The 25,464-nt window shown below is 70.1% G+C and carries 23 protein-coding genes; 8 read left to right on the plus strand and 15 right to left on the minus strand.

Annotated features, from left to right (window positions below; translation table 11 throughout):
• Position 1: 1 nt before the first annotated feature.
• Entirely contained in the window at positions 2-700 is a 699-nt protein-coding gene (locus TTY48_RS21510) for a transglycosylase family protein (protein WP_220656881.1), read from the minus strand.
• A 537-nt stretch (positions 701-1,237) separates the two neighbouring features.
• Between TTY48_RS21510 and TTY48_RS07405 the strand changes: the two genes are divergently transcribed.
• Positions 1,238-2,017, plus strand: coding sequence for a DeoR/GlpR family DNA-binding transcription regulator (locus tag TTY48_RS07405; RefSeq protein ID WP_220656882.1), 780 nt, complete (start codon positions 1,238-1,240; stop codon positions 2,015-2,017).
• Between the two features lie 3 nt (positions 2,018-2,020).
• Here TTY48_RS07405 and TTY48_RS07410 read toward each other — a convergent pair whose 3' ends face one another.
• Genes TTY48_RS07410 through TTY48_RS07420 form a run of 3 tightly spaced genes read right to left on the minus strand, consistent with a single transcriptional unit; the run spans position 2,021 to position 4,748 of the window.
• Positions 2,021-2,866, minus strand: a complete 846-nt coding sequence (locus tag TTY48_RS07410) for a class II fructose-bisphosphate aldolase (protein ID WP_220656883.1) — start codon at positions 2,864-2,866, stop codon at positions 2,021-2,023.
• 2 nt (positions 2,867-2,868) lie between these two features.
• On the minus strand, positions 2,869-3,819 hold the full coding sequence (locus tag TTY48_RS07415) for a 1-phosphofructokinase family hexose kinase (RefSeq protein ID WP_220656884.1): 951 nt from the start codon (positions 3,817-3,819) through the stop codon (positions 2,869-2,871).
• Positions 3,819-4,748, minus strand: coding sequence for an SIS domain-containing protein (locus TTY48_RS07420; protein WP_220656885.1), 930 nt, complete (start codon positions 4,746-4,748; stop codon positions 3,819-3,821). The genes TTY48_RS07415 and TTY48_RS07420 overlap by 1 nt, the downstream gene beginning before the upstream one ends.
• A 167-nt stretch (positions 4,749-4,915) precedes the next feature.
• Between TTY48_RS07420 and TTY48_RS07425 the strand changes: the two genes are divergently transcribed.
• Positions 4,916-5,887 (plus strand): ROK family protein, encoded by a 972-nt coding sequence (locus TTY48_RS07425; RefSeq protein WP_220656886.1) that lies wholly within the window; start codon positions 4,916-4,918, stop codon positions 5,885-5,887.
• 23 nt (positions 5,888-5,910) lie between these two features.
• Here TTY48_RS07425 and TTY48_RS07430 read toward each other — a convergent pair whose 3' ends face one another.
• Complete coding sequence (locus TTY48_RS07430) at positions 5,911-7,086, minus strand: N-acetylglucosamine-6-phosphate deacetylase (protein WP_220656887.1); 1,176 nt, start codon at positions 7,084-7,086, stop codon at positions 5,911-5,913.
• Positions 7,087-7,220: 134 nt separating this feature from the next.
• Between TTY48_RS07430 and TTY48_RS07435 the strand changes: the two genes are divergently transcribed.
• The 3 genes from TTY48_RS07435 to TTY48_RS07445 all read left to right on the plus strand — a co-directional run bounded on the left by TTY48_RS07435 (position 7,221) and on the right by TTY48_RS07445 (position 11,286).
• Positions 7,221-8,195 carry a phosphatidylglycerol lysyltransferase domain-containing protein gene (locus tag TTY48_RS07435; RefSeq protein WP_220656888.1) on the plus strand — a complete coding sequence of 325 codons (975 nt, stop codon included), beginning with the start codon at positions 7,221-7,223 and terminating at the stop codon, positions 8,193-8,195.
• A 114-nt stretch (positions 8,196-8,309) separates the two neighbouring features.
• Entirely contained in the window at positions 8,310-9,062 is a 753-nt protein-coding gene (locus tag TTY48_RS07440) for an MIP/aquaporin family protein (protein ID WP_220656889.1), read from the plus strand.
• A 73-nt stretch (positions 9,063-9,135) separates the two neighbouring features.
• Positions 9,136-11,286, plus strand: coding sequence for an alkaline phosphatase family protein (locus TTY48_RS07445; RefSeq protein WP_220656890.1), 2,151 nt, complete (start codon positions 9,136-9,138; stop codon positions 11,284-11,286).
• A gap of 70 nt (positions 11,287-11,356) precedes the next feature.
• On the opposite strand, the gene TTY48_RS07450 is transcribed toward TTY48_RS07445, so the two are convergent.
• From TTY48_RS07450 to TTY48_RS07475, 6 genes are all read right to left on the minus strand, one after another.
• On the minus strand, positions 11,357-13,201 hold the full coding sequence (locus TTY48_RS07450) for a phosphoenolpyruvate carboxykinase (GTP) (RefSeq protein ID WP_220656891.1): 1,845 nt from the start codon (positions 13,199-13,201) through the stop codon (positions 11,357-11,359).
• A gap of 88 nt (positions 13,202-13,289) precedes the next feature.
• Positions 13,290-13,616 (minus strand): DUF6802 family protein, encoded by a 327-nt coding sequence (locus TTY48_RS07455; protein WP_220656892.1) that lies wholly within the window; start codon positions 13,614-13,616, stop codon positions 13,290-13,292.
• Positions 13,606-14,643, minus strand: coding sequence for a hypothetical protein (locus tag TTY48_RS07460; RefSeq protein ID WP_220656893.1), 1,038 nt, complete (start codon positions 14,641-14,643; stop codon positions 13,606-13,608). The genes TTY48_RS07455 and TTY48_RS07460 overlap by 11 nt, the downstream gene beginning before the upstream one ends.
• Positions 14,640-15,353, minus strand: coding sequence for a hypothetical protein (locus tag TTY48_RS07465; protein WP_220656894.1), 714 nt, complete (start codon positions 15,351-15,353; stop codon positions 14,640-14,642). The genes TTY48_RS07460 and TTY48_RS07465 overlap by 4 nt, the downstream gene beginning before the upstream one ends.
• 37 nt (positions 15,354-15,390) lie before the next feature.
• The gene (locus TTY48_RS07470; RefSeq protein ID WP_304941243.1) at positions 15,391-16,992 is read right to left on the minus strand and encodes an MFS transporter; all 1,602 of its coding nucleotides are present in this window, start codon (positions 16,990-16,992) and stop codon (positions 15,391-15,393) included.
• Positions 16,989-17,717 (minus strand): LppX_LprAFG lipoprotein, encoded by a 729-nt coding sequence (locus TTY48_RS07475; RefSeq protein WP_220656895.1) that lies wholly within the window; start codon positions 17,715-17,717, stop codon positions 16,989-16,991. The genes TTY48_RS07470 and TTY48_RS07475 overlap by 4 nt, the downstream gene beginning before the upstream one ends.
• Positions 17,718-17,762: 45 nt before the next feature.
• On the opposite strand from TTY48_RS07475, the gene trmB reads away from it, so the two are divergent.
• Genes trmB through TTY48_RS07490 form a run of 3 tightly spaced genes read left to right on the plus strand, consistent with a single transcriptional unit; the run spans position 17,763 to position 22,231 of the window.
• A complete protein-coding gene (gene trmB, locus TTY48_RS07480) occupies positions 17,763-18,557 on the plus strand; it encodes a tRNA (guanosine(46)-N7)-methyltransferase TrmB (protein WP_220656896.1) in 795 nt (264 codons plus the stop codon).
• Positions 18,554-19,207, plus strand: coding sequence for an NYN domain-containing protein (locus tag TTY48_RS07485; protein WP_255585567.1), 654 nt, complete (start codon positions 18,554-18,556; stop codon positions 19,205-19,207). The genes trmB and TTY48_RS07485 overlap by 4 nt, the downstream gene beginning before the upstream one ends.
• A gap of 33 nt (positions 19,208-19,240) precedes the next feature.
• The gene (locus TTY48_RS07490; protein ID WP_220656898.1) at positions 19,241-22,231 is read left to right on the plus strand and encodes an MMPL family transporter; all 2,991 of its coding nucleotides are present in this window, start codon (positions 19,241-19,243) and stop codon (positions 22,229-22,231) included.
• 57 nt (positions 22,232-22,288) lie between these two features.
• Here TTY48_RS07490 and TTY48_RS07495 read toward each other — a convergent pair whose 3' ends face one another.
• From TTY48_RS07495 to TTY48_RS07510, 4 genes are all read right to left on the minus strand, one after another.
• Entirely contained in the window at positions 22,289-22,768 is a 480-nt protein-coding gene (locus TTY48_RS07495; RefSeq protein WP_220656899.1) for a hypothetical protein, read from the minus strand.
• Positions 22,769-22,868: 100 nt separating this feature from the next.
• Positions 22,869-23,114 (minus strand): hypothetical protein, encoded by a 246-nt coding sequence (locus TTY48_RS07500; protein WP_255585568.1) that lies wholly within the window; start codon positions 23,112-23,114, stop codon positions 22,869-22,871.
• A 29-nt stretch (positions 23,115-23,143) separates the two neighbouring features.
• Positions 23,144-24,316 carry an acyl-CoA desaturase gene (locus TTY48_RS07505; RefSeq protein ID WP_220656900.1) on the minus strand — a complete coding sequence of 391 codons (1,173 nt, stop codon included), beginning with the start codon at positions 24,314-24,316 and terminating at the stop codon, positions 23,144-23,146.
• A gap of 28 nt (positions 24,317-24,344) precedes the next feature.
• Positions 24,345-25,397: a flavin reductase family protein gene (locus tag TTY48_RS07510; RefSeq protein ID WP_220656901.1), complete on the minus strand. Its 1,053-nt coding sequence runs from the start codon at positions 25,395-25,397 to the stop codon at positions 24,345-24,347.
• Between the last annotated feature and the right edge of the window lie 67 nt (positions 25,398-25,464).

Genomic DNA, 25,464 nt, shown 5'->3' on the forward strand with positions numbered 1-25,464 from the left:
CTCAGTAGCCGGCGGTGATGGCCTGTTGCAGCGCCAAGGAGACCGCCGGATCGACCTGCTGGCCGCCCGCCTGCGCCTGCTGGAGGATCTGCTGCGCGAAACTGGAGGCCGCCGCGCCGGGCACAGCCGGCTTCGCGGCTGGCGACTTCGGCGGCTTCGCAGCGGGCGCCTGCGCCTTGGGAGCCTGCGCCTTCGGCGCCTGGAGCGTGGGCTCCTGCACCTTCGGGGTCTGCGCCTTCGGGGTCTGCGCCTTCGGGGTCTGTGCCTTCGGAGCTTGCACCTTGGGCTGCGTGACCTTCGGGGTCTCGCTCGTCGCGGGGACGGTGCGCGGGGTGGGCGCGCCCAGGCCCCGGCCGCAGGAGGACCAGGCGCCCTTGCCCTGGCCGGCGAGCACCTTCTCGGCGATCGCGATCTGCTGCGCCTTGGTGGCCATGTAGGCGCGGGGTGCGTACTGCTGACCGCCGTAAGCGTTCCAGGTGGACGGGCTGAACTGCAGGCCGCCGTGGTAGCCGTTGCCGGTGTTCAACGACCAGTTGCCACTGGACTCGCACGCGGCCACCCGATCCCACTGCGCGTCGGTCGCGGCACCAGCCGTCGGCGCGGTCAGCGCGAGCCCGGCACCGCCGAGCAGGGCACCGGCGGCCGCGGCGCGCACGGTGGAACGTCGAACGGTGGACGGGGCGCGATGGCGACCGGGCATGCGAGACCTCTCGTCTGAACAACACTTCGAGCCGTGGAACGGCCCGGTTGTTTCAGGCGACGCACGATCGAACTTCGTCTTGCAAGATAGCCGCGGCTCTCACGGGCGTTCAATCATTTCTCTGTCGCAATTCACGCATAATTGCGACAATTCGGCGAACTCGCAGGTCGGGTGCGCATCCCGCCTCCCCGCGTCCGCGCGCGACACCGAGGCCGGACGGTGGGCGAATCCCGGTCCCCGCGGCTCTCCCGCTCGCGGCCTGCGCCGACCCTGCGGCGCGGATTACGCAGCCGCACTCCGAGACCTCGTCCTCGGTCCCGCTCGCGCTCCGCGATACCTACGCCGCCGTTCCGGGCACGGAGTCAGGCCGCCACGGGTGGGGCCGGATCGCCGCGTCGGCCCGCGTGCGAGTCTCACCCGGGCCACTCGACACCGAGGCCCACACACCGCCGCAAGCGCCGACCGGACTTGCGGCACATCGTCTTCGCCCATTCGACCGCTCATGTATCCTGCCGTTGACTCATGAGGAGGCCTTGCGTGCGACAGGCAGACCGGCTGGACACCATTCTCGAGCGGGTGCGCGAGGATGCCCAAGTGGACGTCAACGGTCTCGTCGATGCCCTCGGAGCTTCGCCTGCCACCGTTCGGCGTGATCTCGACCTCCTCGCCGAACGCGGATTGGTCACGCGAACGCACGGCGGAGCGCGCAAGCGCGATTCGATCGCGTACGACCTCCCACTGCGCTACCGCTCCGCCAACGGCGGAGAGGCGAAGGCCGCCATCGCCGCGGCCGCCGCGTCGCTGATCCGGCCCGGGCAGGTGGTCGGGCTCTCGGGCGGCACCACGGTGACCCGGATCGCAGATACGCTGGCGCACAGCCCCTTCTCCAAGGAACTCACGGTGGTGACCAACGCCGTGGACATCGCCTCGCAGCTGGCCATGAACTCGGACATCCGCGTTCTCGTCGTCGGCGGAGTACTCAATCCCGGGACCTACGAGCTGGTCGGTCCCATGGCGCACCAGTCGCTGTCCGGTCTGTGGCTCGACCTCGCCTTCATCGGCGCAGACGCCTTCGACCGGTCCGGCGCGACCACCCGGAGCGAGGAGGAGGCCTTCATCAACCGCCTCATGGCCTCGCGGGCCGAGACCGGGATCCTCACCGCGAGCTCGTCGAAGTACGGGACTCGCACCATGGCGTCGATCGGTGGACCCGAGGTCTTCTCCACGGTGATCACCGACGACGGCCTCGACGAGGCCGACCGTGCCGAACTCGAAGCCTCCGGGTTCGAGGTGCAAACGGCGTCGGACCCGGAGTAGAGGTCACTCCCGGGGCGAACCGGCGAACAGCAGGAGCAGCCGAGCGGCCTCGGCGCTCAACGCGTCCCGCCCGACGCCGACGTACTTGCGACTGTCGACCACCGCAGGGTTCGCCGCGAGGAAATCGCGAACCGCTCCGGTGAAAACAGCATTGAGATGGGTCGACACGTTGACCTTGGCGATCCCGGCCTCGATCGCCGCCCGCAGACCGTGATCCGCCACTCCCGATGATCCGTGTAGTACCAGCGGCACCGGCACCGTGCCGCGGAGGCGGGCGATGAGATCGACGTCCAGCTCAGCGGTTCGCGAGGTCATCGCATGCGAGCTGCCCACCGCGACCGCCAAAGCGTCCACGCCGGTGTTCGCCCAGAACGCCTGCGCCTCGTCCGGATCCGTGCGCACCCCGGGAGCGTGCGCGCCGTCCTTGCCGCCCACCTCCCCCAGCTCCGCTTCCACCGATACGCCCAGATCGTGGGCCTTGGTCACGGTGGCGCGCGTGGTCGCCAGATTCTCGCCGTAGGGCAGGGTCGACCCGTCGTACATCACCGAGGTGAAGCCCAGACCCAGCGCCTCGTCGATCAGCTCGATGTCCTCGGCGTGGTCGAGGTGCAGCACCACGGGCTGCGTGCTGGTGCGGGCGAGCGCCTTGGCGCCCAAGGCGATCGGCTCGAGGCCGCCGTGATACGCGGCGCAGTTCTGCGAGATCTGGAGCACCACGGGCAATTCCGCGGACTCGGCGGCGGCGACGATCGCCTCGGCCGTTTCCAGGTGCACCACGTTGAACGCACCGATGGCTCGCCGTCCCGGCTCCGCCAGCGCAAGAGCCTCCGTCAGGTTGACCAGCGTCATTGCTAGGACTCACTTTCCGTGGAAATGATGACGTCGGAGGAGATCGACGTCCAGTCGGGATGGATGGCACCGGCATGGTCGACGAGGACGGCCGCTGCCGAGTACGCGACCGCTCGACGCAGTAGCGCGGCGAGGTCGTCACCGCGGACCAGCGACTCTGCGAGCCCGGCGACCGCGGCATCGCCCGCGCCGGTGGGATTGCCCACCAGTTCGGCCGGCGGAGATGCGGTGGCTCGACCACCGGCCCCGATCACCTCCAGCCCACGCGGACCGCGGGAGACCAGGATGTTGCGGGCGCCTTCCGCGAGGAGGCGCTGCACACCTCCTTCGGGCGTACCGTCCGCCGCCACGGCGATCAGTTCGTCCTCGTTCGGCTTGAGCCAATCGGCACCCGCGCGAGCGGCATCGACGAGTGACTCGCCGCTGGTGTCGACGACGACCACGCTTCCCCGATCGCGCCCCAGCGCGATGAGGTCGGTCAGGAGAGCGGCCGGGGCATCGGGCGGAATGCTTCCGTTGATCGTGAGAACGTCCACGGGCCCGGCGCTCAGCAGTGCCGCGACGTCGGCCAGCATCCGGTCCCAGACGTCGGCGCCGTGCCCGCCCCCGCGCTCGTTGAGCACCGTGACGCGGCCCGATTCCTCGACCACCGCGATCGAGCGCCTCGTGGGTGCGGAACTCGGTGTGAACCACCAGGTCAGGTGATCCTCATCACCGGCGACCGCAGGTACATCGGCGGTTCGCAGGGGCCCCATCGCGACGGTCTGCACGCCGTTCGCGGAGAGCACGCGGGCGCAGTTGATCCCCTTCCCACCGAGACGCTCGGAGCCTCGGCCCACGGCATTGGTCGCACCCACGGCCAGCGCGGCCACGGGAATCGTGATGTCGAGCGCTGGATTCGGGGTGACGCACAGGACCCTCGGCGGCTGGGGCACAGCTGCGGCCTCGGTCATCAGTCGGTCAGGACGACGGACCTCGTCAGAGACCGCGGATGATCGGCGTCGAGGCCCGCGTGGCGCGAACGCAGGAGCGCGAAGGCATGCACCCGGACGAGCTCGGCCAGCGGATCACGATCGACGAATTCGAAGCGAGCACCGGTGTTTTCGACGTCCTCGGCCAGGCCGTCCGGGGCCGGGCCGAACTGCCACGTCGCGCGTCCGGGGGCGGCGATCGCGATGGGCCCGTGCCGGTACTCCATCGAGGAGTAGGCCTCGGTCCAGGCCTGCGCGCTCTCGCGCAGCTTCAGTGCCGCCTCTTCGGCGACGTTCCACGCCCAGCCGGTTCCGATGAAGGAGATCTGCTCGGCGGCGAGGAGCGAAGGATCGACCATCGACTCCTGGACGCGGTCGCCGTCGAAGTCGAAACCGGACAGGACGTCCGCCGCCTGAGCGACGGCGGTGTCGAGTACCGCGCGCGGCTGCAGGGTGGATCGCAGCAGCATCAGCGCGGCCGTCGCGAACCGGGTCTGCACCACGCTCTGTTCATCGGCGAAGTCCAGGACGATCGCCTCGTTCACCAGATCGACGATCGGTGTGTGCGGGTCGGCGATCACCGCGACCGTGGGAATCGACTGCGGCACCTGGGCCAGCGCCGTCAGCACCTCGCTCGTGGTGCCCGAGCGGGTGATCGCCACGATGCGGTCGTACGTGCGCTGCAGTGGTGCCTCACTCGCCGTGAAGGCGTCGGTCTCGCCCCGGCCCAGGCTCTCTCGCATGGATGCGTACGCCTTGGCGATGAACCACGAGGTACCGCAGCCGATCACGGCCACACGCTCGCCGTCACGCGGGAGTCCGGCGCGCAGCGCGTCGCGTTCGAGCACCGTCGACCAGATCTCCGGCTGACTGCTGAGCTCCACCTGCATCGCGTATCCCGGCTGCGGCATGGGAATCCCACTCCATTCTCGCGCCCCGCGCGATTGATGTTTTCTGCACGTTCAGGCTATCAGTTGCTCATAGAAAAGCATCACGGATTGGCGATATGCTCGTATAGGCTCATCACCATGACGCTTCGGAGCTTCGACGCACCCCGCCCGCCTGCGGTGATGTCTCGATGACGACCTCGACGAGCATTCTCGCCCGTTGTCGGCCGTGGAGCCTCGGCGACGGCCCGGCGGCCGTGGCGATCGATGTGGGCGGCACCACGGTGAAAGCCGGCCTGATCGACACCGGCGGGCGCATGATCGACGCCACCATTCGCGATGCCCCGGAGCCGGGAGACGGTGCCGCGGGCGAGCTCGTCCTCCTCATCGACGAGGTGGTCGAGGCCTTCCGCCGGACCCACCGCCGGATCCGCGTCGAGGCCGTGTCCGCAGTGATCCCCGGCATCGTGGACGACGACCGGGGCATCGGCGTGTACTCCACGAACCTCGGCTGGCGCGACGCCGACTTCGCGTCGATGCTCGGGCGGCGGTACGACCTGCCCGTGCGCGTCTCGCACGACGTCCGCGCTGCGGGTCGGTCCGAATTCTCCTTACTCGCGCCGGAGACCGACGCCCTGATGATCACGATCGGGACCGGGATCTCGGCCGCGCTCCGGCTGGGCGGCGCCATGGTGACCGGCGGCGGCTACGCGGGCGAGATCGGCATGCTGCCGGTGACGGTGCGCGACGGCGCAGCGCCGGAACCCGTGGAGCGCATCGCTTCCGCGGCCGCCATCGCGCGGCGGTACAGCGAGCGCACCGGATTCGACGTTCAGGGTTCGATCGACGTGGTGCAGGCGCGCGATGCCGGAGATGCCGCCGCCCTGGAGATCTGGGCCGACGCGGTCGAGGCGCTGGCGCAGGTGTGTCTGCAGGCCACCGCACTGCTGACGCCCTCCGTCATCATCTTCGGCGGGGGACTCGCGGAGGCCGCGGATCTGCACTCCGACGTCGCTTCAGCACTGTCCGAACGCATCTCGTATCTGCCGCAACCCGAAGTGCGCGCCGCCCGATTGGGGTACGTCGCCGGCCTGCTGGGTGCCGGCCTGCTCACCCGCGAGCCGGGAGCGGCCCTCCGCAGCGGCGAACCGCAGGCCCACTGACCGGGCCGGGGCGTGCGCTGGGCTCACTCCCCGAGGCGAGCGGTATCGCACCACTCGCCCCTGGACATCACTCGCAGAACCTGCGCCTGTTCGTTCATCACGATGAGATCGGCCGCGCCCCCGACGGTCACCTCACCCCATTCGGGATGACCCAGCGCGCGAGCCGGAATCAGGCTTGCGGAGGCATGCGCGGCAACCAGATCGACGGGGTGCTCCCGTGCGAATCGCGCGAGCGCGGCGTCCAAGGTCAGCGTACTTCCCGCCAGTGAGCCGTTGCCGCCGACGACTCGGGCGACACCATCGCGCACATCCACCTCGTGCGGTCCCAACCGGTACCGCCCGTCCCGGGCCGCCGCGGCCGACATCGCGTCCGAGATCAATGCCAGCCGGCCGCCCGCCACGACTCTGCTCACCTCGGCGGCGTCGCGCGCCACGTGGTGGCCGTCGAGGATCAGTTCGACCGTGACACGGGAATCCGCGAGGGCCACCGCCACCGGACCGGGCGTGCGGTGATGCATCGGCGGCATGCCGTTGAACAGGTGCGTCGCCACCGTCGCACCCGCGTCGATCGCGGCGCGCGTCTGCTCGGCGGTCGCGTCGGTGTGCCCGAAGGCCACGCGGATTCCGTTGTCCACCAACATCGCAATCGCGTCGAGCGCACCGTCGAGCTCCGGCGCGAGGGTGACCATCGCAATCGTTCCGCGTGCAGCGTCGAGGAGAGCGGACACCTCGCGCCGGGTCGGCGCGCGCAGGAGTCCCGGATCGTGTGCGCCGCACCGTCCGACGGCGAGCCACGGCCCCTCGAGGTGGATTCCGCAGAACGCGCCGTCGGCGACGTGATCCCGCAGCGCCGAGACCTGCGACAGCAGCCGATCCGGAGTATCGGTGACCAGACTCGCCATCTGCGTGGTGACGCCGTGCGCGAGGTGAGCGCTGCGGACTCGCAGTGGCGCCGCGGGATCCCGGTCGACGTCTCCCACGTTCGCGCCACCGCCGCCGTGCGCATGCATGTCCACGAGTCCCGCGGCGATGATCCCGGAGACCCGTTCGGGGCGGGCGCGGGTGTCGCCACCGTCCCCGGTCGGCGGCGAGCCGATGGCGATCACCCTGCCATCGCGAACGACGATCCGTCCGGGCCGCTCCAGCGCCCCCGCATGCAGGACCCCATCGGCGAGGAGCACGACATCGTCGCCGGCCATGACCACCTCGTCTGATCGAATATGACGTTTATCGCCTATAGACGTTCATGATAGTTCATGCGTCGTGGTGAGCGCCGCGCAATCGGACGCCCACCGAGTCGCCGCGAGCGGGAGGCGAGGCGCATACTCAGACCATGTCCTTCGAACATGAAAGTGTCGAGGCGCTGGTCCGGGACTCCATCGGCGATCCGCTGGCGCCCTTCGCGCTGCGCCCCGAGAAGCTCTACGTCCCCTCCCCCGACGGACGCGCCGTCGTGGCCTACGCCGTCCGCCTCGGCGTGGCGGTCGTGAGCGGTGACCCCGTGGGCGCCGACGCCGAGGCCCGCGACGCCGCGATCGACGCCTTCGTCCGCCGTGCCGGACGCCGCCCGATCGCCGTGCTCGGCGCGGGCGAGGCGCACCGTCGCACCTGGGAGGCGCACGGCCTGCACGCCGTGCCCATCGGCCGCGATGTGGTCATCGAGACCACCACCTTCCACCTCACCGGCCGGCGGTTCCGCAATCTGCGGCAGGCGATCGCACGCACCCGCAACGCGGGCGTCACCGTCGAGATCGTGCGGGAGGGTGAGCTCCCCGAGTCCGATACCGCGGCCGTGCTGCGGATGGAACGCGCCGCGGGCCACGACCCCGGCCGGGGCTTCTCGATGATCCTCGGCCGGATGCTCGACGGCGCCGCCCCCGACGCGGTGATCGCCCTGGCCCGCACCGCCGAGGGCACCGTCTGCGCCGCGCACCGCTACTTGCCCGCCGGACCCGAGGATCTCTCGCTCGACGAGCCGCTCCGCGCACCCGGCGCCCCCAACGGGGTCGACGAGCGCCTCACCGACGAGGTGCTCGCCTGGGCCCGCGACCACGGCTACAAGCGGGTCTCCCTGGCCTTCGCCCCGTTCCCCGACCTGTTCAGCGGCTCGTCGCACCCCGTGCTCAAGCGGGCCGCGCACGCCTTCGATCCGCTGATCCACGTGGAGCGCCTCTACCGCTATCTGCGCAAGTACCACTCCTTCGACCAGGAGCGCGCCGTACTGCTGCGATGGCACCAGCTCCCGCGCGTGGCCGCGGCGCTGCTCCTGCTGGAGTTCGGCAGCTACGGTCGTCGCACCGCACTGTAGAAGCATCAAATCTGTCGCAGCCTCACCCGGTTCTGTGCGATCGCAGCGCCCCGCATGATCCACTCGAAGGGTCCGCACACCCCGCGGACGCATTCGATGAAGACCGGGAGGAACATGTCCGACACCGTTTCCCTCGGAGTCGTCTTCGGCTCCGAGGTGGCAGGGACCGCGATGCTCACACTGCTCGGCTGCGGCGTGGTGGCGAACGTGCTGTTCACCCGCGGCAAGGGCGCCGGAGCCACGGTGATGATCGCGTGGGGCTGGGGCCTGGCCGTGTTCGCCGGCGTGTACGTGGCCGCGAAATCCGGCGCCCATCTCAACCCCGCGATCACCCTCGGCCAATTGTCCCGCGGCGCTGCCGAATACGCGCCCGGCGTGACCGTGAGCGCCGCATCCACCGCGATCTACATCGTGGCGCAGATGATCGGCGCCTTCCTCGGTGCCGTGATCTGCTGGCTCACGTTCAAGGCGCAGTTCGACACCGAACAGGACGCCGCCGACAAGCTCGCCGTCTTCTCCACGGCCCCGGCGATCCGCAACTACGGCTGGAACGCCGTCACCGAGATCGTGGCCACCTTCGTCCTGGTCTACGTGGTGCTCAACTTCGGCGGCACCCCGTCGGGCCTGGGACCGCTCGCCGTGGCCCTCCTGGTCGTGGGCATCGGCCTTTCGCTGGGCGGCCCCACCGGGTACGCCATCAACCCCGCCCGCGACCTCGGACCCCGCCTCGCGCACCTGGTGCTCCCGATCCCCGGCAAGGGCGGCAGCGACTGGAGCTACTCCTGGGTGCCGATCGTCGGCCCGATCATCGGCGGCGTGATCGCCGGTTTCGCCGCGCGCTGGCTGCCCTTCGCCGTGGGCGGCTGAACACCCGGCGAACCGCCGGAACCTCGGATACTCTCCGAGCGAATCGATGTGATCGCAAACCCAGGGGTGTCGCATGGCTGAACTCGACGGATCGATACTGCGGACGAGTGCCGGTGCACTCCTCTTCGCCGCAGGCTGCTTCTTGGGGGCGGGCGCCGCCGGCGCGGCACCACCCGATGATGCGTCCAGCGCCACCGCGCCGGAATCGTCCGGCGACCGGGCCCCCGCCTCGAACGCGACCTCGGACTCGACCGCGACCTCGGCGGAGACCGGTTCCGGAACCGGCACGAGCGCCACCGGCGCCACCGAGAAGACCTCGACCACCGGCGCGGGCACGACCACCGGCGCGGGCACGGCGACCGGACCGGACACCGCACCCGCGGCCGGGGGCACGTCCGCACCGAGCGCGGCCCCCTCGGCCGAGCCCGCCACCAAACCCTCGGCTGCCACCGAGAAGACCGCTCCGGCGGCTCAGAAGACCGCAGCAGCTGTCGAACAGGCCGCGCCGACGCCGGCCCCTCCGGTGGTACTCCCCGAATCGTCGGCCTCCGCTCCGTTGCCGGAGTCCGTCTCCACCGGCCGCAGCCCCGAGGCGACCGAATCGCGCAGTGCCGCACCGGCCTCCGTGACGGCCCCGGAGACGACGCCGGTCGGTGCCACGACCGCCGCGGTGGCCGTGGACCGCGCGACGTCGTCAGCATCGTCGGCGTCGGCGCTGCCGGTGGCCGCCGCTCCGGTCGCACCGGCGGCCCCCGTCGACCCGGGCCGCGTACCGTCGCCGCTCAGTCCGGCCCTGCCGTCCCTGCCGGTGACCACCGCGGGTGCCGCCGCGACCGCTCCGGCGAATGCCCGTAAACGCGGCGAGGCGGCCTCCGACACCCAGGTCCAGCAGCCCCCGAACAAGGTGCTCATCATCGGCATCGACGGCGCCAACATCGACCGGATCCTCGACACCAGCACGCCGAACCTGCGCGGTCTGATGGGCGAGGGCACCACGGGCGTCTCCAGCATCGCCGGGCACACCACCATCTCCGGCGCATCGTGGATGACGATCCTGTCGGGCGTGTGGGACACCAAGCACGATGTGACGAACAACCTGGTGACCAACGACTTCTCCCGCTTCCCCTCCGTGTACACCCAGATCGAGCGGGCCAAGCCCGAGCTGAAGACCGCCTCGATCGGCGACTGGGACGTGGTCGAGAAGATCGGCCAGGCGGGTATCGGCGCCGACCGCGTGACCCGCACCCTCGACATCCCCGGCGACAAGCAGGAGATCGCCCTCGACGCCAAGACCACCGCCGATGTGGTGGCCTCCATCCGCGACGACGGCCCCGACCTGCTGTTCACCCACCTCGATCAGGTGGACAAGGCCGGCCACAACTACGGCGGCGGCTCCGCCAACTACACCGCGGCGCTGCAACGCACCGACGCCAACGTGGGCCTGATCATGGAGGCCGTGCGGGCCCGCGAGGCCGCCACCGGCGAACGCTGGACCGTGCTGGTGGTCACCGACCACGGGCACACCGCCACCGGCGGTCACGGCTTCCAATCGCCCGCCGAGACGTCGACCTTCGTGATCGCCCGCGGTCCCGATTTCGCTCCCGGACAGGTGAATCCGCGGTTCGGGATCGACGACATCACGCCGACGGCGCTCGGAATCCTGGGCGTGCCCGGTATCCGGGACGCGGACGGGGTGGACCTGCGCACGCTCTCCTCCTCCGCCGTGACCCCCGCTGATCGCGATGCCGCGATCCGCGCCCTGGTGGCCTCGAACGACTACCCGGACCTGCTCACCCGAGCCCGCCTCGAAGGGCGCTCGGTGGTGAGCCTGGGGCTCTCCGAGGGGCTCACCATGGTCAACCGGGTGCTCGACGATGCGAGCGCCAAGCTCGCGCAGACCGCCGCCTCGGGCACCCCGGTGCTCGCGCCGCTCGCCGCGGTGGCGGGCTTCGGCGTGCAGGCCTTCCGCACCGTGCTGACCTTCGTGGTGAACACCGCGATCACCGTGGCCAACCGCCTCACCGGCGCCGGTGTGATCGACAAGGCGCCCGACGACGCACCGCGCACGGACACCCCGCGCACGGATTCCCCGCGCACCGATGCCCCTGCCACCGGCGACCGCACCGAACAAGCCCCCGGGGCCCAGGCACCCGACCTCGTCTCCGCCCCGGACAAGGACGAGAACCCCGCGCTGAAGAAGCGGCCCGCCATCCTCGCGGCGTGACCGGCTGAAGAACACCGCACCCGCCTCCTGCTCCTCACGGAGCGGAAGGCGGGTGCGGTGTTTCGGCGTCTCAGCCCAGGCGCTGCTTCAGCGCGTCGAGCTCGTCCTTGAGGCCGGTGGGCAGCTTGTCGCCGACGAAGTCGAACCACTCCTCGATCAGCGGGATCTCGCCGCGCCACTCGTCGACGTTCACCGCGAGCGCCTCGGCCACGTCCTGCACCGGGGTGTCCAGACCGGTGAGGTCCAGCTCCTCCGGCGTCGCGACGATGCCGACCGGCGTCTCCTTGCCCGCGGCGTTGCCCTCGATGCGATCGATGATCCACTTGAGCACGCGGGTGTTCTCACCGAATCCGGGCCACAGGAAGCGCTTATCCTCGCCGCGACGGAACCAGTTGACGTAGAAGACCTTCGGCAGCTTCGACTCGTCGGCCTGCTTGCCGATCTCGAGCCAGTGATCGAAGTAGTCGCCCACGTTGTAGCCCAGGAAGGGCAGCATCGCCATCGGGTCGCGGCGCACGGTGCCCACCTTGCCCTCGGCGGCGGCGGTCTGCTCCGAGCCGACGGTGGCGCCCATGAACACGCCGTGCTTCCAGTCGCGGGCCTGCGTGACCAGCGGGACCGTGGTCTTGCGGCGGCCGCCGAACAGGATGGCCGAGATCGGCACGCCCTGCGGATCGTCCCACTCGGGGGCGATCGACGGGCACTGCGACATCGGGGTGGTGTAGCGCGAGTTCGGGTGCGCGGCAACGGTGACCAGGCCGTCCTCGTTCTCGGCGGAGGAGCTCTCCCAGTCGTCGCCGCGCCAGTCGGTGAGGTGCTGCGGGGCGGCCGACATGCCCTCCCACCAGACATCGCCGTCGTCGGTCTTGGCCACGTTGGTGAACAGGGTGTTACCGGCGTCGATGGTCTTCATCGCGTTCGGGTTCGAGTCCATCGAGGTGCCCGGGGCCACGCCGAAGAAGCCGAACTCGGGGTTCACCGCGTACAGGCGGCCGTCCTTGCCGAACCGCATCCAGGCGATGTCGTCGCCCACGGTCTCGGCGCGCCAGCCCTCCAGGGTGGGCTGGATCATCGCGAGGTTGGTCTTACCGCAGGCGCTGGGGAACGCGGCGGCCACGTAGTAGACCTTGTCCTCCGGGCTGATCAGCTTGAGGATCAGCATGTGCTCGGCCAGCCAGCCCTCGTCGTGCGCCATCGCCGAGGCGATCCGCAGCGCGTAACACTTCTTGCCCAGCAGGGCGTTGCCGCCGTAACCCGAACCGTACGACCAGATCTCGCGGGTCTCCGGGAAATGGGTGATGTACTTGGTCTCGCTGCACGGCCACGGCACATCGGCCTCGCCCGGCGCGAGCGGCTTGCCCACCGAGTGCAGGCCCTTGACGAAGAAGCCCTCCTCGCCCAGCTTGTCGAGCACCGCCGAGCCCATGCGGGTCATGATCTTCATCGAGACCACCACGTACGGGCTGTCGGAGATCTCCACGCCCAGCTTCGGATCGTCGGCGCCGAGGGGGCCCATGCAGAACGGGATGACGTACATGGTGCGGCCCTGCATGCAACCGCGGTACAGATCGGTCATGGTGGCGCGCATTTCAGCGGGGCGCACCCAGTTGTTCGTGGGACCGGCGGCTTCCTTGGTCTCCGAACAGATGTAGGTGCGCGACTCCACGCGGGCCACATCGGCCGGGTCCGAGAGCGCCAGGAACGAGTTCGGCTTCTTGTTCTCGTTCAGCTTGGTGAACGTGCCGGCCGCCACCATCTCGGCGGTCACGCGATCCCACTCCTCGTCCGAACCATCGGCCCAGACCACGCGCTCGGGCTGTGTGAGCTCGGCGACCTCCCGCACCCATTCGATGAGCTTCGCGTGCTTCGTGGGGATCGAATCCCCGTCAAGGCCCGGAATGGTGGCTGAGGTCATGTGTCATCTCCCGAGATGTCGTGCCGACTCCTTGAACCAGTGTCACACATCGAGCAAAGTCACAGCTCCGAGGGTGACGTGCGACTGCTCACACCACATCGCCCCGGTCCAGCAGGCCCCACCTGCCACCCGAGAACCGCCAGGTCTCGAACGTGCCGTCGGGTTTGACCCGGTGGTAGACATCGGCCACCCCGTCGGCATCGAGATCGGTGAAGACCGCCGTGCCGCCCGGACCGGTGACCGTGCCGGTATCGACGCGACCGTCACCGTCGGTGTCCACGGCGTGCACGTCGTACCAACCGCCCTCGGCACTCACCCAGAGCCCCTCCGACGACGGAGCCGCGGCGGGAACGGCACCGTCGAACAGGTCGGGCCCGAGATCGTCCGCCCCGAACAGCCCGAACTCAGGGTCCATAACCATTGGACGCATCAGGGCGCGGTTCGGTTCCCGGCCCGCGCGCGAGCCGCAGCGCGGCGTCGGACTCCGCGGCCACCAGCGCCGCCGCCAGCTCGTACTCCACCCGCTGCCGGTGCGCCGCCGCGGCACCGTCCGACCAGCTGCGACGGGTGGCGCGCGCGGTCGTTCGGCGGCGCACCCGCAGCAGCCACAGCGCCGCCGCCACGCCCACCAGCAGGCTGATCGGCAGCGCCAGCCAGCGCAGCGCGCCGAGCGCCTCCAGCGGCGCGGCCACCGCCCGGCCGATGCCCAGCCCGGCCGAGGCGCCCAACACCAGGACGGCCGCGTCCTCGGGACGCCGACGGTGCGCCGGCGGCTCCGGCGGGCCCGGGCGCGACAGCACCGGCACCGCGGGCTCCGGCGGCGACGGCCAGCCCGCGAAGGTGCCCCGGTAGGCGCCGCGCAGGTGCTCGTACAGCGACCGTTCCAGGGCCGCGGAGGCGCGGTCGAGCCGCGCCCGCACCTGCTCGGGTGCGGCGTCGTCGTCGCTGCCCCGGAACCGGTCGGCGGATTCCGCCAGGAGGGTCGCCCGCATCCGGGCGATCGTGGAGCGCAGGTAGGCCGATCGGTCCGCGCGTTCCAGGCCGGGGCCGGGCCGCTCCACGGCGACGGGGGCCACCGGCTCGGGTAGGGCGGCCTCCAGTGCCGCGCGCACCGCCGGCATCCCCGCCTCCACCGGCAGCACGTCCACGCCCAGACGACGCGCGGAATCGGTGCAGGTGGCGGCCGCGCCCGGGTAGACATCCGCGCCGGTCGCGGCCACCACGGTGCCGTACCGCGCCCGCAGCCGGCCCAGCGCCACCACATCGACCGCATCGGCGGGCACGCAGGCGTCGAGCACGTACACCGCCCGTTCCACCTCCCCGGGCGGATCGCCGAGCGGGGTGAGGGCACCGTCGGCGCCGACCACCGCCGCCCGCGCGCCCAGCGCCTCCGCGACGGCTGTGGCGCCCGCCGGATCCTGTCCGGCCACGAGCACGGTCATGACGCCCTCGCCAGCCGATCGAGGAGGAGCTGTTCGGCCGCGTCCCGGCGGGTGCAGTCGGTGCGGGCCGCCGCGCGCAGCGTCTCGTCGAACTCGGCCTCGCGCCGCGCGGCGGAGTCGGCGAAGGCCTCCGCCAGCGGCGGGAGCAGCAGATCGACGCCGCTGAGCTCGCGCAGCCGCGGCAGCAGCTCATCGCCGGGCAGGGTGGGCCTCTCGCGCAGCGCGCCCATCGCGCAGGCGAGCCCGTAACCGCCGATGCGGTGCAGCAGCGGGGCGTCGTCCCCCAGCGCGGCGGCGGCCTCGAGGGCCGATTCCGGCAGCGCGAGAGCAGAATCCGCCAGCCGCCGTGCAGCCTCCACATCGGCCGGCTCGATCGCGTCCAGCAGTGCCATCACGGCGAGCACGGGCCGACCCAGCGTCGCGGCGAGCTGTTCGGCGTAGGCATCGGCCGCCCGCCACGACCCCGCGGCGTCCGCCTTCGTCCACGCGACCAGAAGCGGGGTCGCGTCCGCCGCGAGCGTGTCGATCGCCGCCCGGTCGGTGGCGCGCAGCCCGCCGGCGACGCAGTACAGGTGCGCATCGGCGGCACCGTCGAGCCCGGCGTCCAGGCCGCGGGACCGCAGCGCGGCGGCCAGCACCGTTTTCCCGACCCCGGGACGGCCCAGCAGCCGTACCCGCGGCGGCCCCGTGCGAACAGTCAGATCCCCCATGGCGAGCCCCCGCTCCGCCGGCGCCCCCGCGCCGGTCCTAGGAGGAGGGTACGAGTTCCTCGTCGTCGTCGGCGGGCACTTCCTCCGATTCGTGCGAGCCGCCCGCGACGAAGGCCGCGAAGACCGCACCCACCACGCAGATCGCGGCGGTGATCCCGAAGACCTCACCGAACATGATCGCGTAGGCGTCCTGCATCTGGCCCGCGATGGCCTTGATCCGCTCGGCGAACCCGCCCTGCGCCGAGGGCGTGGGCATCGTGGACTGGATCGCGGTGAGCCGGTGCAGCCCGAAGACGGTGAGCGCGGCCACGCCGATCAGCATGCCGCTCATGCGCGCCACCACGAGCAGCGCTGAGGCGATGCCCGCCTGCGACAGCGAGACCGCCCGCAGCGCCGCCGAGGACAGCGGCCCGATCACCAGGCCCAGGCCCAGGCCGGCGATGGCCAGCGAGGTGTCCAGCACGGGCAGCGTCCCGAAGTAGTGCGCCGACAAGACATCCCGCGGCCAGTTCTCCACCAGCAGGTAGCCGCCCGCGGCGATCAGCAGGCCCACCACCGAGACCACACGGTCGCCGATCCGGGTGGCGAGCACACCGCCGATGAGGGCACCCACGGGCAGCGCGATGAGGAAGCGCACCAGCGTGAGCACCGCGTCGATGCCCTCGCGTTCGAGCACCATCCGCGCGTAGATCTCCACGTCGACCAGCGTGACCATCAGGGCCGCGCCCGCGCAGATCGATGCGGCGCACGATGCCAGGAAGGGCACCACCCGCATGCCCGCGGTGTCGATCAGCTTGGTCGAGGCGTATTTCTCCCAGACGATGAAGGCCACGAAGGCGATCGCCGCGCCGGTCAGCAGCCACACGCCGTTCGGCGGCAGCACCGAGCTCCCGTCGGGCTCCGGGTTGTACAGGCCCAGCACCGACAGGCCCAGGGCCACGGCGAGCAGCAGTCCGCCCACCACGTCGACCCGCTGGGGTTCGAGCGCCGAACGCTTGGGAACCGACAGCTGGATCAGCACCATCGCGAGCAACGCGAGCGGCACCTGCACCCAGAACACCACGCGCCAGGCGTCCGCGGCGGGCACGGAGGTGAACTTGTCGTGCACCAGCGCCACCACGCCCACACCCGCGACCGGTCCGAGCACGCTGCCGAGTTCCTGCGCCGCACCGACCCAGCCGAGGACCGCGGCGCGGCGCCGGGCGGCCCACAGGTCCGCGGCCAGCGCCAGGGTGACCGGCAGCAGCGCGCCGCTCGCGACGCCCTGCACGATCCGGCCGGCCAGGATCACGGGCACCGTCTCGGCCATCGCGGTGATGATCGAGCCCACGATGAACAGCGCCAGGCTCGCCTGCAGCACCAGCCGCCGGCCGAACTTGTCGGACAGCCGCCCGAGCAGCGGCATCGCAGCGATGTAGCCGAGCAGGTAGCAGGTGATGATCGGGGTGGCCTGCTGGATCCGGTTGATCGGGATCTCGAGGCTGCGCATGATGTCCTCGAGCACCGACACCACCACGTAGGTGTCCAGCGCGCCGAGGAGCACGGCGACGCCCGCCGCCCCGATCGCGACCCCGCGCCCGCGCACCGGTCCGGGATCGGACACGGTGCCGGGCGACGTGGCCGCCGGGGCCTGGGTCACTTGGCGGTCTTGGGGTCGAGCAGCTGCTGCTTCTTGCCCCACTCGGACAGCGTGACGGTGAGCGTGCCGGAATCGAAGCCGACGTTCGCACGCACGAGGTTGTTCGGCGCGGACTCCTGGACCCAGAAGGTCACCGGACGATCGCCCAGATCGGCCTTGGGCACGATGCCCGCGAGCGCGCTGCCCGGGATGACGCCCGAGAGGCGGACCGTCTCGATGCCGCCGATCTGCTCGCGGCCCTCCGCCTTGGGATCACGCACCGACGAGATGAGGTTCGCGATGCCCTTGTCCGGGTCGAGGATGGCAGAGGCGTCGTAGATGTCCGAGGCCAGCCCCATGTCCTGGTACGCCTGGCCCGCGCCGAACTGCGCCCACAGCCGCGAATCGACCACCACGAACTTCGCCTTGACCTGGGTGCCGTTGAAGGTGACATCGGCATCGCCCTGGCCGGCGACCTTCGGATCGTTGGTGAGGTACGCCGAGACGCTCTTGACCGGCAGCTTCGGCACGGTGCCGTCGACCGCGAGGTCGAGGTACACATCGCGCAGGGCCCGCGCGGCGGCGGACGAGGAGTCGATGAGCACCTTCGCATCGGGCAGCGGAGCGTCGTTCTTCGGTTCGCCGCTGGCCTTGGAGCACCCGGTGGCGAGGCCGAGAACGGCGAGGAAGGCCACCGTCAACGTGGCCAGACGGAGCGCCGTGTGGCGACTGTTACGCACGATCATGCGGCCAATGCTAGGTCACATTCGCTCGACTGGGACGATGGAGAGGTGCCCGAATCTCATGACCCCCGCGCCGAACACCGCCGGTTGTACCCGCGTGTGACCAGTTTCCGCTCCCGCCGGGGCGCGTTGACTCCGTCACAACAACGAGCGATGGACGAGATGTGGCCGACGATCGGGCGGGACATCCCTCCGGCACGTCCCGTCGACGGTGCGCCCGACGCCGCGGGCTTCCCCGCCCCGTCCCATCCGCTGGACGCCCCGGCCTGGTTCGGGCGCACCGCGCCGCTGATCGTGGAGATCGGATGCGGCACCGGGACCTCGACGGTGGCGATGGCCGAGGTCGAGCCGGAACGCGATGTGCTGGCCGTCGAGGTCTATCTGCCGGGCATCGCCCAGCTGGTGGGCGGCGTGCAGCGCCAGGGCCTGACCAATGTGCGGGTGGTGCGCGGCGACGGCGTCGCGGTGCTCGAGGACATGATCGAGCCCGGCTCGCTGGAGGGCGTGCGGGTGTACTTCCCGGACCCCTGGCCGAAGGCCCGGCACCACAAGCGCCGGCTGCTGCAACCGCGGATGTTCTCGCTGATCGCGGACCGGCTGCGTGTCGGAGGAATTCTCCACGTGGCCACTGATCATGCAGACTATGCGGAGGCGATCGCGGAGGTCGCGCCGAGTGAGCCGCTGCTGCGGCGCCTGGAACTGCCTCCACGGCTCGCCGACGCGAACCTGCCGATCAGTGTGGACCGGCCGGTCACGAAGTTCCAGGACAAGGCCGCACAGGTGGGCCGCGAGATCCACGAGTTCGTGTGGGAACGGGTCGTGGGGGAAGGAGACACGCAGTGACCTCTCCCGACGTATCGACCCTTGACCCCGCCAAACGGGTCCTGCTGGTCTGGGACGCGCCGAACCTCGACATGGGGCTCGGCTCGATCCTGGGCGGCCGTCCGACGGCCGCGCACCGTCCGCGTTTCGACGCGCTCGGCCGGTGGCTCCTGGAGTACACCACCACCCTGGAATCGGATACCGACAGCCGGCTCGAGCCCGAGGCCACCGTCTTCACCAATATCGCGCCCGGCACCGCCGACGTGGTGCGTCCCTGGGTCGAGGCCCTGCGGAACGTGGGCTACGCGGTGTTCGCCAAGCCCAAGGTCGACGAGGACAGCGATGTCGACGCCGACATGCTCGATCACATCGAGGTACGGCGCTACCGCCCGGGTCTCGGCGGGCTGCTGGTGGCCTCGGCCGACGGCCAGGCCTTCCGCGAACCGCTGGAGGAGATCGCCGCCACCGGGGTCCCGGTAAAGGTACTCGGGTTCCGTGAGCACGCCGCCTGGGCGCTGCAGTCCCCTACTCTGGAGTTCGTTGATCTCGAAGACATCGCCGGGGTGTTCCGCGAGCCGCTGCCACGTGTGAGCCTCGATTCGCTGCCCGACGAGGGTGCGTGGCTGCAGCCGTTCCGCCCCCTGTCTTCGCTACTTTCGAGTCGTGCCTGAGTTCGGGCCCGGCCACCGGAAAGGAATTTTCGCTTGTTCGCAGCGATAGGGCGCTTCTCGTACGCGTTCCGATACACGATCATCGCGGTCCTGTTCGTCTCGATCGCCGCCACCGGCGTCTGGGGCTTCCTCGGTCTCGGCTCGAAGACCAAGATGAACGGCCTCTACGACGAGAAGAGCGATTCGGTCGCCGCGTCGAAACTGACGGACGAGGCCAATGGCCGGTTCGCGCAGTCCGACATCCTGGTGCTGGTGAAGGCCGCCGACGGCAAGAAGGTCACCGACGCAGAGGTGAAGGACTCCGTCGAAAGCGCACGGACCAAAATCCTCGATCAGTTCGCCAAGGGACCGGACGCGAAGCTGTACGGCGCGGATGCAGAGAACACCTCGATGCGCCCGGCCAGCTACACGACGCTCCCCGCGGCCGACAATCCGTTCGTCCGCAACGAGGCCAACGGCGAGTCGTGGGGCTTCTTCACGCTGCCGCTCAAATCGAACGACGACACGCAACGCGGCCTTGATTGGGCGGATATCCGGGAGCCGATCCGGGACATTCTGAAGACCCAGGCCGACGGGAAATTCGAAGCCAGATTCGCCGGCCTCGTACCGGTGACATCCGAGGTCACCGAGGGCGTTCAGCGCGATCAGAAGAAGGCGGAGCTCATCGCCCTGCCGCTCGTCGCAATCGTGTTGTTCTTCGTGTACGGCGGCATCGTGGCGGCAGTGCTGCCGATGATCATCGGTGTGATGACGATCGGCGCATCGATGGCGATCGCCTCCGTCCTCGCACAATTCATGGAAGTCAACCTGTTCGTCGGACCGATCATCTCGCTGATCGGCCTGGGCATCGCGCACGACTACGGCTTGTTCATGGTGTCCCGGTTCAGAGAGGAACTGGACGAGGGGTACGACACACCGACCGCGGTCAGACGCACGGTGATGACGGCGGGCCGCACCATCGTGATGTCCTCCCTGCTGATCGTGGGCGCGCTCGCGTGTCTGTACATCTCGCCGCTGGGCCTGCTCACCTCGATGGCCACCGGCGCGCTGCTGGGCGTGTTCATCGCGGCGCTCCTGTCGCTGGTGCTGCTGCCCGCGATGCTCGCCGTGCTCGGCCCGCGCGTGTTCGCGCTGAGCTTCCACTGGTTCCTCACCATCTTCGACAAGTGGAAGCTGCCACTGATCGGCGGCATCATCCACTGGGCCGCGGAGAAGACCGGTAAGCCGAAGACCAAGGCCAATATCGAGAACGGCATGTGGGGCAAGGTGACCGATGCGGTCATGCGCAAGCCCATCGCCTACACGGTCGGTGTGGTCACCCTCCTGCTGGCGATCACCATTCCGGTAATCGGCCTGCAGTTCGGCGGTATCTCGCAGACCTACCTGCCGCCCACCAACGAGACGCGGCAGGCGCAGGACAAGTTCTTCGAGACCTTCCCGGCGTATACCGGTCAGTCGATTCAGATCGTGTTCACCAATGCCGATGACGCCCAGATCAAGCAGGTGCTCGACGAGGCGAACAAGATTCCCGGATTCGTCCACACCGATCCGGCCGATCGCAATTCAAGCCGCTTCAGCCCCCCGACTGCAGCGGTCGCGACCGCCAAGTCCGATGGCTCCCCGCTCCAGATCCGGGGCGAAGGGCCCGAGGTCAAGGTCCGTACCTCCAACGGCAACCTCCAGGATCCGAACGACACCAAGGCTGTCAGTCAGGCCGTGGAGCAGATCCGCGGCATCACGATGGACGGTGCGGACGCCAGCAAGGGCGTCGGGTTCATGGTCGGCGGCATGCCGACGCTGCAGAACGACTCGATCGACTCGATGCTCGGGAAGTTGCCGCTACTCATGGGGCTGTTGGTCGTGGTGACCACGCTGATGATGTTCCTGGCGTTCGGATCGCTGGTGCTGCCGATCAAGGCGGTGCTGATGTCGATCCTGTCGCTGGGTTCCACCCTGGGCTTCCTCACCTGGATGTTCGTGGACGGGCACGGCGGCTCGATCTTCAACTTCTCCGGCGGCCCACTGATGGCGCCGGTGCTCGTGCTGGTGATCGCGGTGGTCTTCGGTCTCAGTACCGACTACGAGGTGTTCGTGATCTCCCGGATGATCGAGGAGAGAGCCGCGGGAGCCACCACGGTGCAGAGCATCCGCGCCGGCACCGCGAACACCGGCCGGATCATCACCGCGGCTGCGATTCTGCTGGCCTGCGTCGCCGCGGCCTTCGCCACATCCGATCTGGTGATGATGAAGTACGTCTCGTTCGGCCTGATGTTCGCGCTGCTCATCGACGCCACCGTGGTCCGCATGGTGCTGGTGCCCGCGGTGATGAAGCTGCTGGGCGACGACTGCTGGTGGGCGCCCGAGTGGATGCGCAAGATCCAGAACGCGATCGGTCTCGGCGAGACGGCACTGCCGGCGGAGACCCGCGACGGTCGCCCGCTCGCATCGGTGCGGCCCGCTACGGCCGTGCCCGGCCGCGCGGCTCCGCAGAAGGTCGGGGCCGGAGTGCCACTCGTCGCCGGAGCGCTCGGCAGCGCGGATTCGCGGCCGATCCCGGACAGCGCGGCCGACCCGAACGCACCGTCGAACAACGAGCGCCCGTCGTCGCCGACCCCGATCGGCCACCGTCGTCAGGGACCGCCGCCCGGCGGTCAGCCGCCCACGGGACAGCCGCCGCGTCCGTCGGCCCCGATGCAGCGGCCGCCGCAGGATCCGCGCAGTTACCCGCAGCAGGTTCCGGGCCAGCAGCGTCGCCCCGGTCCTCCGCCGCAGGGCCCGGGTCCGCGTGGCCCGCAGGGCCCGTACGGCGCACCGGGACAGGGCGGCGGACCGCGTCCGAGCGGACCGATGCCGCGCCAGCAGCGTCCGGGCGGACCGGGTGGCCCCGGCGGGCCGCGACCGCCGTACCCGCCCCGGCCGCAGGGCCCCGGCGCACCGGGCGGCCCACGCCCGGGTCCGCGTCCGTTCCCCGGACCGTCCGGTGAGGGAAGCCACCCGCACGCGCAGCGCGACCGGGACGAATAGCGAAGAACGGAGCCCCGCAGGAGAATTCCTGCGGGGCTCCGTCGTCTTCGCGGTGGGTCAGGCCTTCGGCTTGGGATCCGCCTTAGGGGCAGCGGCGGCGGGCTTGGCCGCCGGCTTCGGTGCCTCCGTCTTAGGAGCCTCCGCCTTGGGCGCGGCGGCCTTCGGGGCCTCCGTCTTGGGGGCGTCCGCCTTGGGCGCGGCCTTCGCGGCATCGGTCTTCGCGGCGTCCGGCTTGGCGGCCGGCTTCGCATCGGTCTTGGCGGCGGGCTTCGCCTTGACGCCCTTGACGGCGGCGATATCGGCCTGCACGTTCGCCGCGGTCGACTTCACATCACCGTCGAGCTTGGAGCCCGCCGACTTGAGGTTCGACACGCCCTCGGTGACCTCTTTACCGGCGGACTTGACGTTGCTGACGTCGTCGACGATCTGCGTCTTCTCGTCGGAGGCCCGGCCGGCCGCGCCCCGCGCCTGCTTGGCCCCGTTGATCAACTCACCGATCTTCTTGACCAGCACCTTGCCCTGCTCGAACGTGCTCACGACGGCACCTCTCCCGAAAGAATGTTGGATAGCAACCATCTCACGGTTGGCGGCGCGCTGCCACCCTTGTCTTCACCGTGGCTTCATCCACGGTCGCGGGTCAGGCGTCGTCGTCCTTGCTGGTATCGAGGCCCGTGCGACCCTCGTCGGGGCTCGTGCGGCCCTCATCGGCCGCCGCGCGCTTGGCGGCCTGCCGCATCTCCAGGCCGTCGCTCACGGCATCGCCGATCTCGCGGGCCACATCGGCGACGGCGGTGGTGATGATCGTGGCGATCCGGCCCACCCGGATGGCCGTCGATTCGACGGCCTCCTGAGCCAGGTCCTTACGCCGCTCGAACTTGCCCACGATGCACCACCCCGTCCGTCGACCTTCGACTAGGCGGTCACCATCTCACGGGCGGCGGCGCGCTGCCAGCCCGCCTGCGCGAGCGCCTTCTTCGCGGCGTCCTCGGCCTTGGCCCGCTCGATGGTGACGGCCAGCTCGGGCTCCTGCTTGGTCCAGCTGTTGGGCAGCGAGAGCTTGGCGATCTTCTTCCAGGTGGAGCCGAGCTGCGCGCGCAGCGAACCCGTGTTGTAGGGCAGGCCGTGCTCCTCGCACACCGCGCGCACCTCGGCGGCGATCTCCGGGTAGCGGTTGGCCGGGATATCGGGGAACAGGTGGTGCTCGATCTGGAAGCTGAGGTTACCGCTCATGATGTGGAAGAGCTTGCCGCCGTCGATGTTCGCGGAGCCGAGCATCTGCCGCACGTACCACTCGCCCTTGGTCTCGTTCGCGGTCTCCTCCTTGGTGAAGGTCTGCACGCCCGAGGGGAAGTGCCCGCAGAAGATGATCGAGTAGGTCCACAGGTTGCGGATCAGGTTGGCGGAGACGTTCCCCGCGAAGGTGAGCGGGAACAGCGGCCCGGTGAGCAGCGGGAACAGCACGTAATCCTTGAGCACCTGGCGGCCGGCCTTGCGCCGCATGCCGCGCACCAGGTCCTTGATGTCCGACCACTTGCGCTCGCCCTTGACGATCCGCTCGGCCTCGAGGTCGTGCAGCATGACGCCCCACTGGAAGAACACCATGAGCGCGCTCGCGTAGGCGAGGTTGCCCAGGTAGTAGGGGTGCCACTTCTGCTCGGGGGCCATGCGCAGGATGCCGTAGCCGATGTCGCGGTCCATATCGAGGACGTTGGTGAAGGTGTGGTGCAGGTAGTTGTGGCTGTGCTTCCACTGATCGGCGGGGCACACGGTGTCCCACTCGAACTCGCGGGAGTTCAGGCCCGGTTCGCGCATCCAGTCGTACTGGCCGTGCATCACGTTGTGGCCGATCTCCATGTTGTCCAGGATCTTCGACACACCGAGCGAGCCGACGGCCAGCGGCCACAGCGGCGGCAGGTACATCATGGCGCGGCCGGCGATCTCGAAGCCGCGCTGGGCCCGGACGATGGAATAGATGTACTCGCGGTCCTTCTCGCCGAGGTCGTTGAGAATCCGGGTGCGGATGGCATCGAAGCGCTCGCCGATGGCCTCGACCTGCTCGGCGGTGAGGGTGATGTGCTCGGTCATGGTGTGTCCCTTCCGTTCGTGGTGGGTTCTAGAGCGCGATCTCGACGTCGCCGACGGGAGCGCTGATGCAGAGCTGGATGTGCTGGTCGGGCTCGGAATCGGCCTCGCCCGTGAGGATGTTGGTGGTGCAGCCGGACTTGCGGACGGCGGTGCAGGAGAAGCAGATGCCCATGCGGCAGCCGCTCTCCGGGAACAGTCCCGAGGATTCGGCCTGATCGAGGATGGTGCGGCCGTCGTTGTCGACCTCGGTGCCCGACTCGCTGAACCGCAGGGTGCCGGTGGCGTCCTCCGACGGTGCCGCGGCCGCTGGCGGGGTGAACTCCTCGACCCGCAGCTCGACGCCGGCATCGGCGTAGAGCTCCTTGGCGGTCTCCAGCAGCGCGGCGGGGCCGCACGCGAAGCCCACGTCGCCGAAATCGGCGAGGTGTTCGGCGCCCAGGTGGCGGCCGCCGGAACGCGTGTACACGTAGGTCACCGACACTCCGGGGCGACGGGCGAGAAGGTCCAGCTCGGCGCGATAGGGGTTGTCGGCGGCATCCCGGCAGAAGTGCAGCAGGTCGACGGTGCCGGTGTGGTTCTCATCGACGAGCGTGCGCAAGATCGAGAGCACGGGTGTAATGCCGCTGCCGCCACTGATGAGGCGGATCCGGCCGGGGCGGTCCCCCGGTTCGCCGGGCAGCGTGAAGGTGCCGGTCGCCGGGGTGAGTCCCAGGACGTCGCCGACGGCGAGGTTCTCGCGCAGGTGCTTGGACACCGTGCCGTCGGCATCGGCGGTCACGGTGAACTCGAGGTCGCCGCCGGCGTGCTGCGAGCCCGCGGGCGAGAAGCATCGGGTCTGGCGGACACCGTCGAGAACGACGCTGACCTGGATGAACTGTCCGGCCTGGAAGCCGGTGAACTGACGCGTGGGGGTCACGGTGAAGGTGACCGAGCGGTCGGTGCGCCGGCTGACGGCGGTCACCCGGCCGCGGATCTCGGTCCACGTGACCATCGGGTCGACGAGCTCGAGGTAGCGATCCACGGCGTGCGGGGTCAGCACGGCCTCGATGACGTTTCCGGCAATTCGAGTGAAGCGGCTCATGGCTGTGTTTCTCCGTTCAGTGCACGCTTGTACACTGACAGTGTGCACCAACCCGGGCACATCCCGT

This window comes from Tsukamurella sp. TY48 (assembly GCF_019656655.1).
Lineage (GTDB): Bacteria > Actinomycetota > Actinomycetes > Mycobacteriales > Mycobacteriaceae > Tsukamurella > Tsukamurella strandjordii.

Excerpts from the sequence above, each read along its gene's own strand:
- TTY48_RS21510 (WP_220656881.1), bottom strand. The coding sequence starts at position 700 with ATGCCCGGTCGCCATCGCGCCCCGTCCACCGTTCGACGTTCCACCGTG.
- TTY48_RS07410 (WP_220656883.1), bottom strand. The coding sequence starts at position 2,866 with ATGACGCTGGTCAACCTGACGGAGGCTCTTGCGCTGGCGGAGCCGGGA.
- TTY48_RS07415 (WP_220656884.1), bottom strand. The coding sequence starts at position 3,819 with ATGACCGAGGCCGCAGCTGTGCCCCAGCCGCCGAGGGTCCTGTGCGTC.
- TTY48_RS07420 (WP_220656885.1), bottom strand. The coding sequence starts at position 4,748 with ATGCCGCAGCCGGGATACGCGATGCAGGTGGAGCTCAGCAGTCAGCCG.
- TTY48_RS07425 (WP_220656886.1), top strand. The coding sequence starts at position 4,916 with ATGACGACCTCGACGAGCATTCTCGCCCGTTGTCGGCCGTGGAGCCTC.
- TTY48_RS07430 (WP_220656887.1), bottom strand. The coding sequence starts at position 7,086 with ATGGCCGGCGACGATGTCGTGCTCCTCGCCGATGGGGTCCTGCATGCG.
- TTY48_RS07435 (WP_220656888.1), top strand. The coding sequence starts at position 7,221 with ATGTCCTTCGAACATGAAAGTGTCGAGGCGCTGGTCCGGGACTCCATC.
- TTY48_RS07440 (WP_220656889.1), top strand. The coding sequence starts at position 8,310 with ATGTCCGACACCGTTTCCCTCGGAGTCGTCTTCGGCTCCGAGGTGGCA.
- TTY48_RS07445 (WP_220656890.1), top strand. The coding sequence starts at position 9,136 with ATGGCTGAACTCGACGGATCGATACTGCGGACGAGTGCCGGTGCACTC.
- TTY48_RS07450 (WP_220656891.1), bottom strand. The coding sequence starts at position 13,201 with ATGACCTCAGCCACCATTCCGGGCCTTGACGGGGATTCGATCCCCACG.
- TTY48_RS07455 (WP_220656892.1), bottom strand. The coding sequence starts at position 13,616 with ATGGACCCTGAGTTCGGGCTGTTCGGGGCGGACGATCTCGGGCCCGAC.
- TTY48_RS07460 (WP_220656893.1), bottom strand. The coding sequence starts at position 14,643 with ATGACCGTGCTCGTGGCCGGACAGGATCCGGCGGGCGCCACAGCCGTC.
- TTY48_RS07465 (WP_220656894.1), bottom strand. The coding sequence starts at position 15,353 with ATGGGGGATCTGACTGTTCGCACGGGGCCGCCGCGGGTACGGCTGCTG.
- TTY48_RS07475 (WP_220656895.1), bottom strand. The coding sequence starts at position 17,717 with ATGATCGTGCGTAACAGTCGCCACACGGCGCTCCGTCTGGCCACGTTG.
- TTY48_RS07505 (WP_220656900.1), bottom strand. The coding sequence starts at position 24,316 with ATGACCGAGCACATCACCCTCACCGCCGAGCAGGTCGAGGCCATCGGC.
- TTY48_RS07510 (WP_220656901.1), bottom strand. The coding sequence starts at position 25,397 with ATGAGCCGCTTCACTCGAATTGCCGGAAACGTCATCGAGGCCGTGCTG.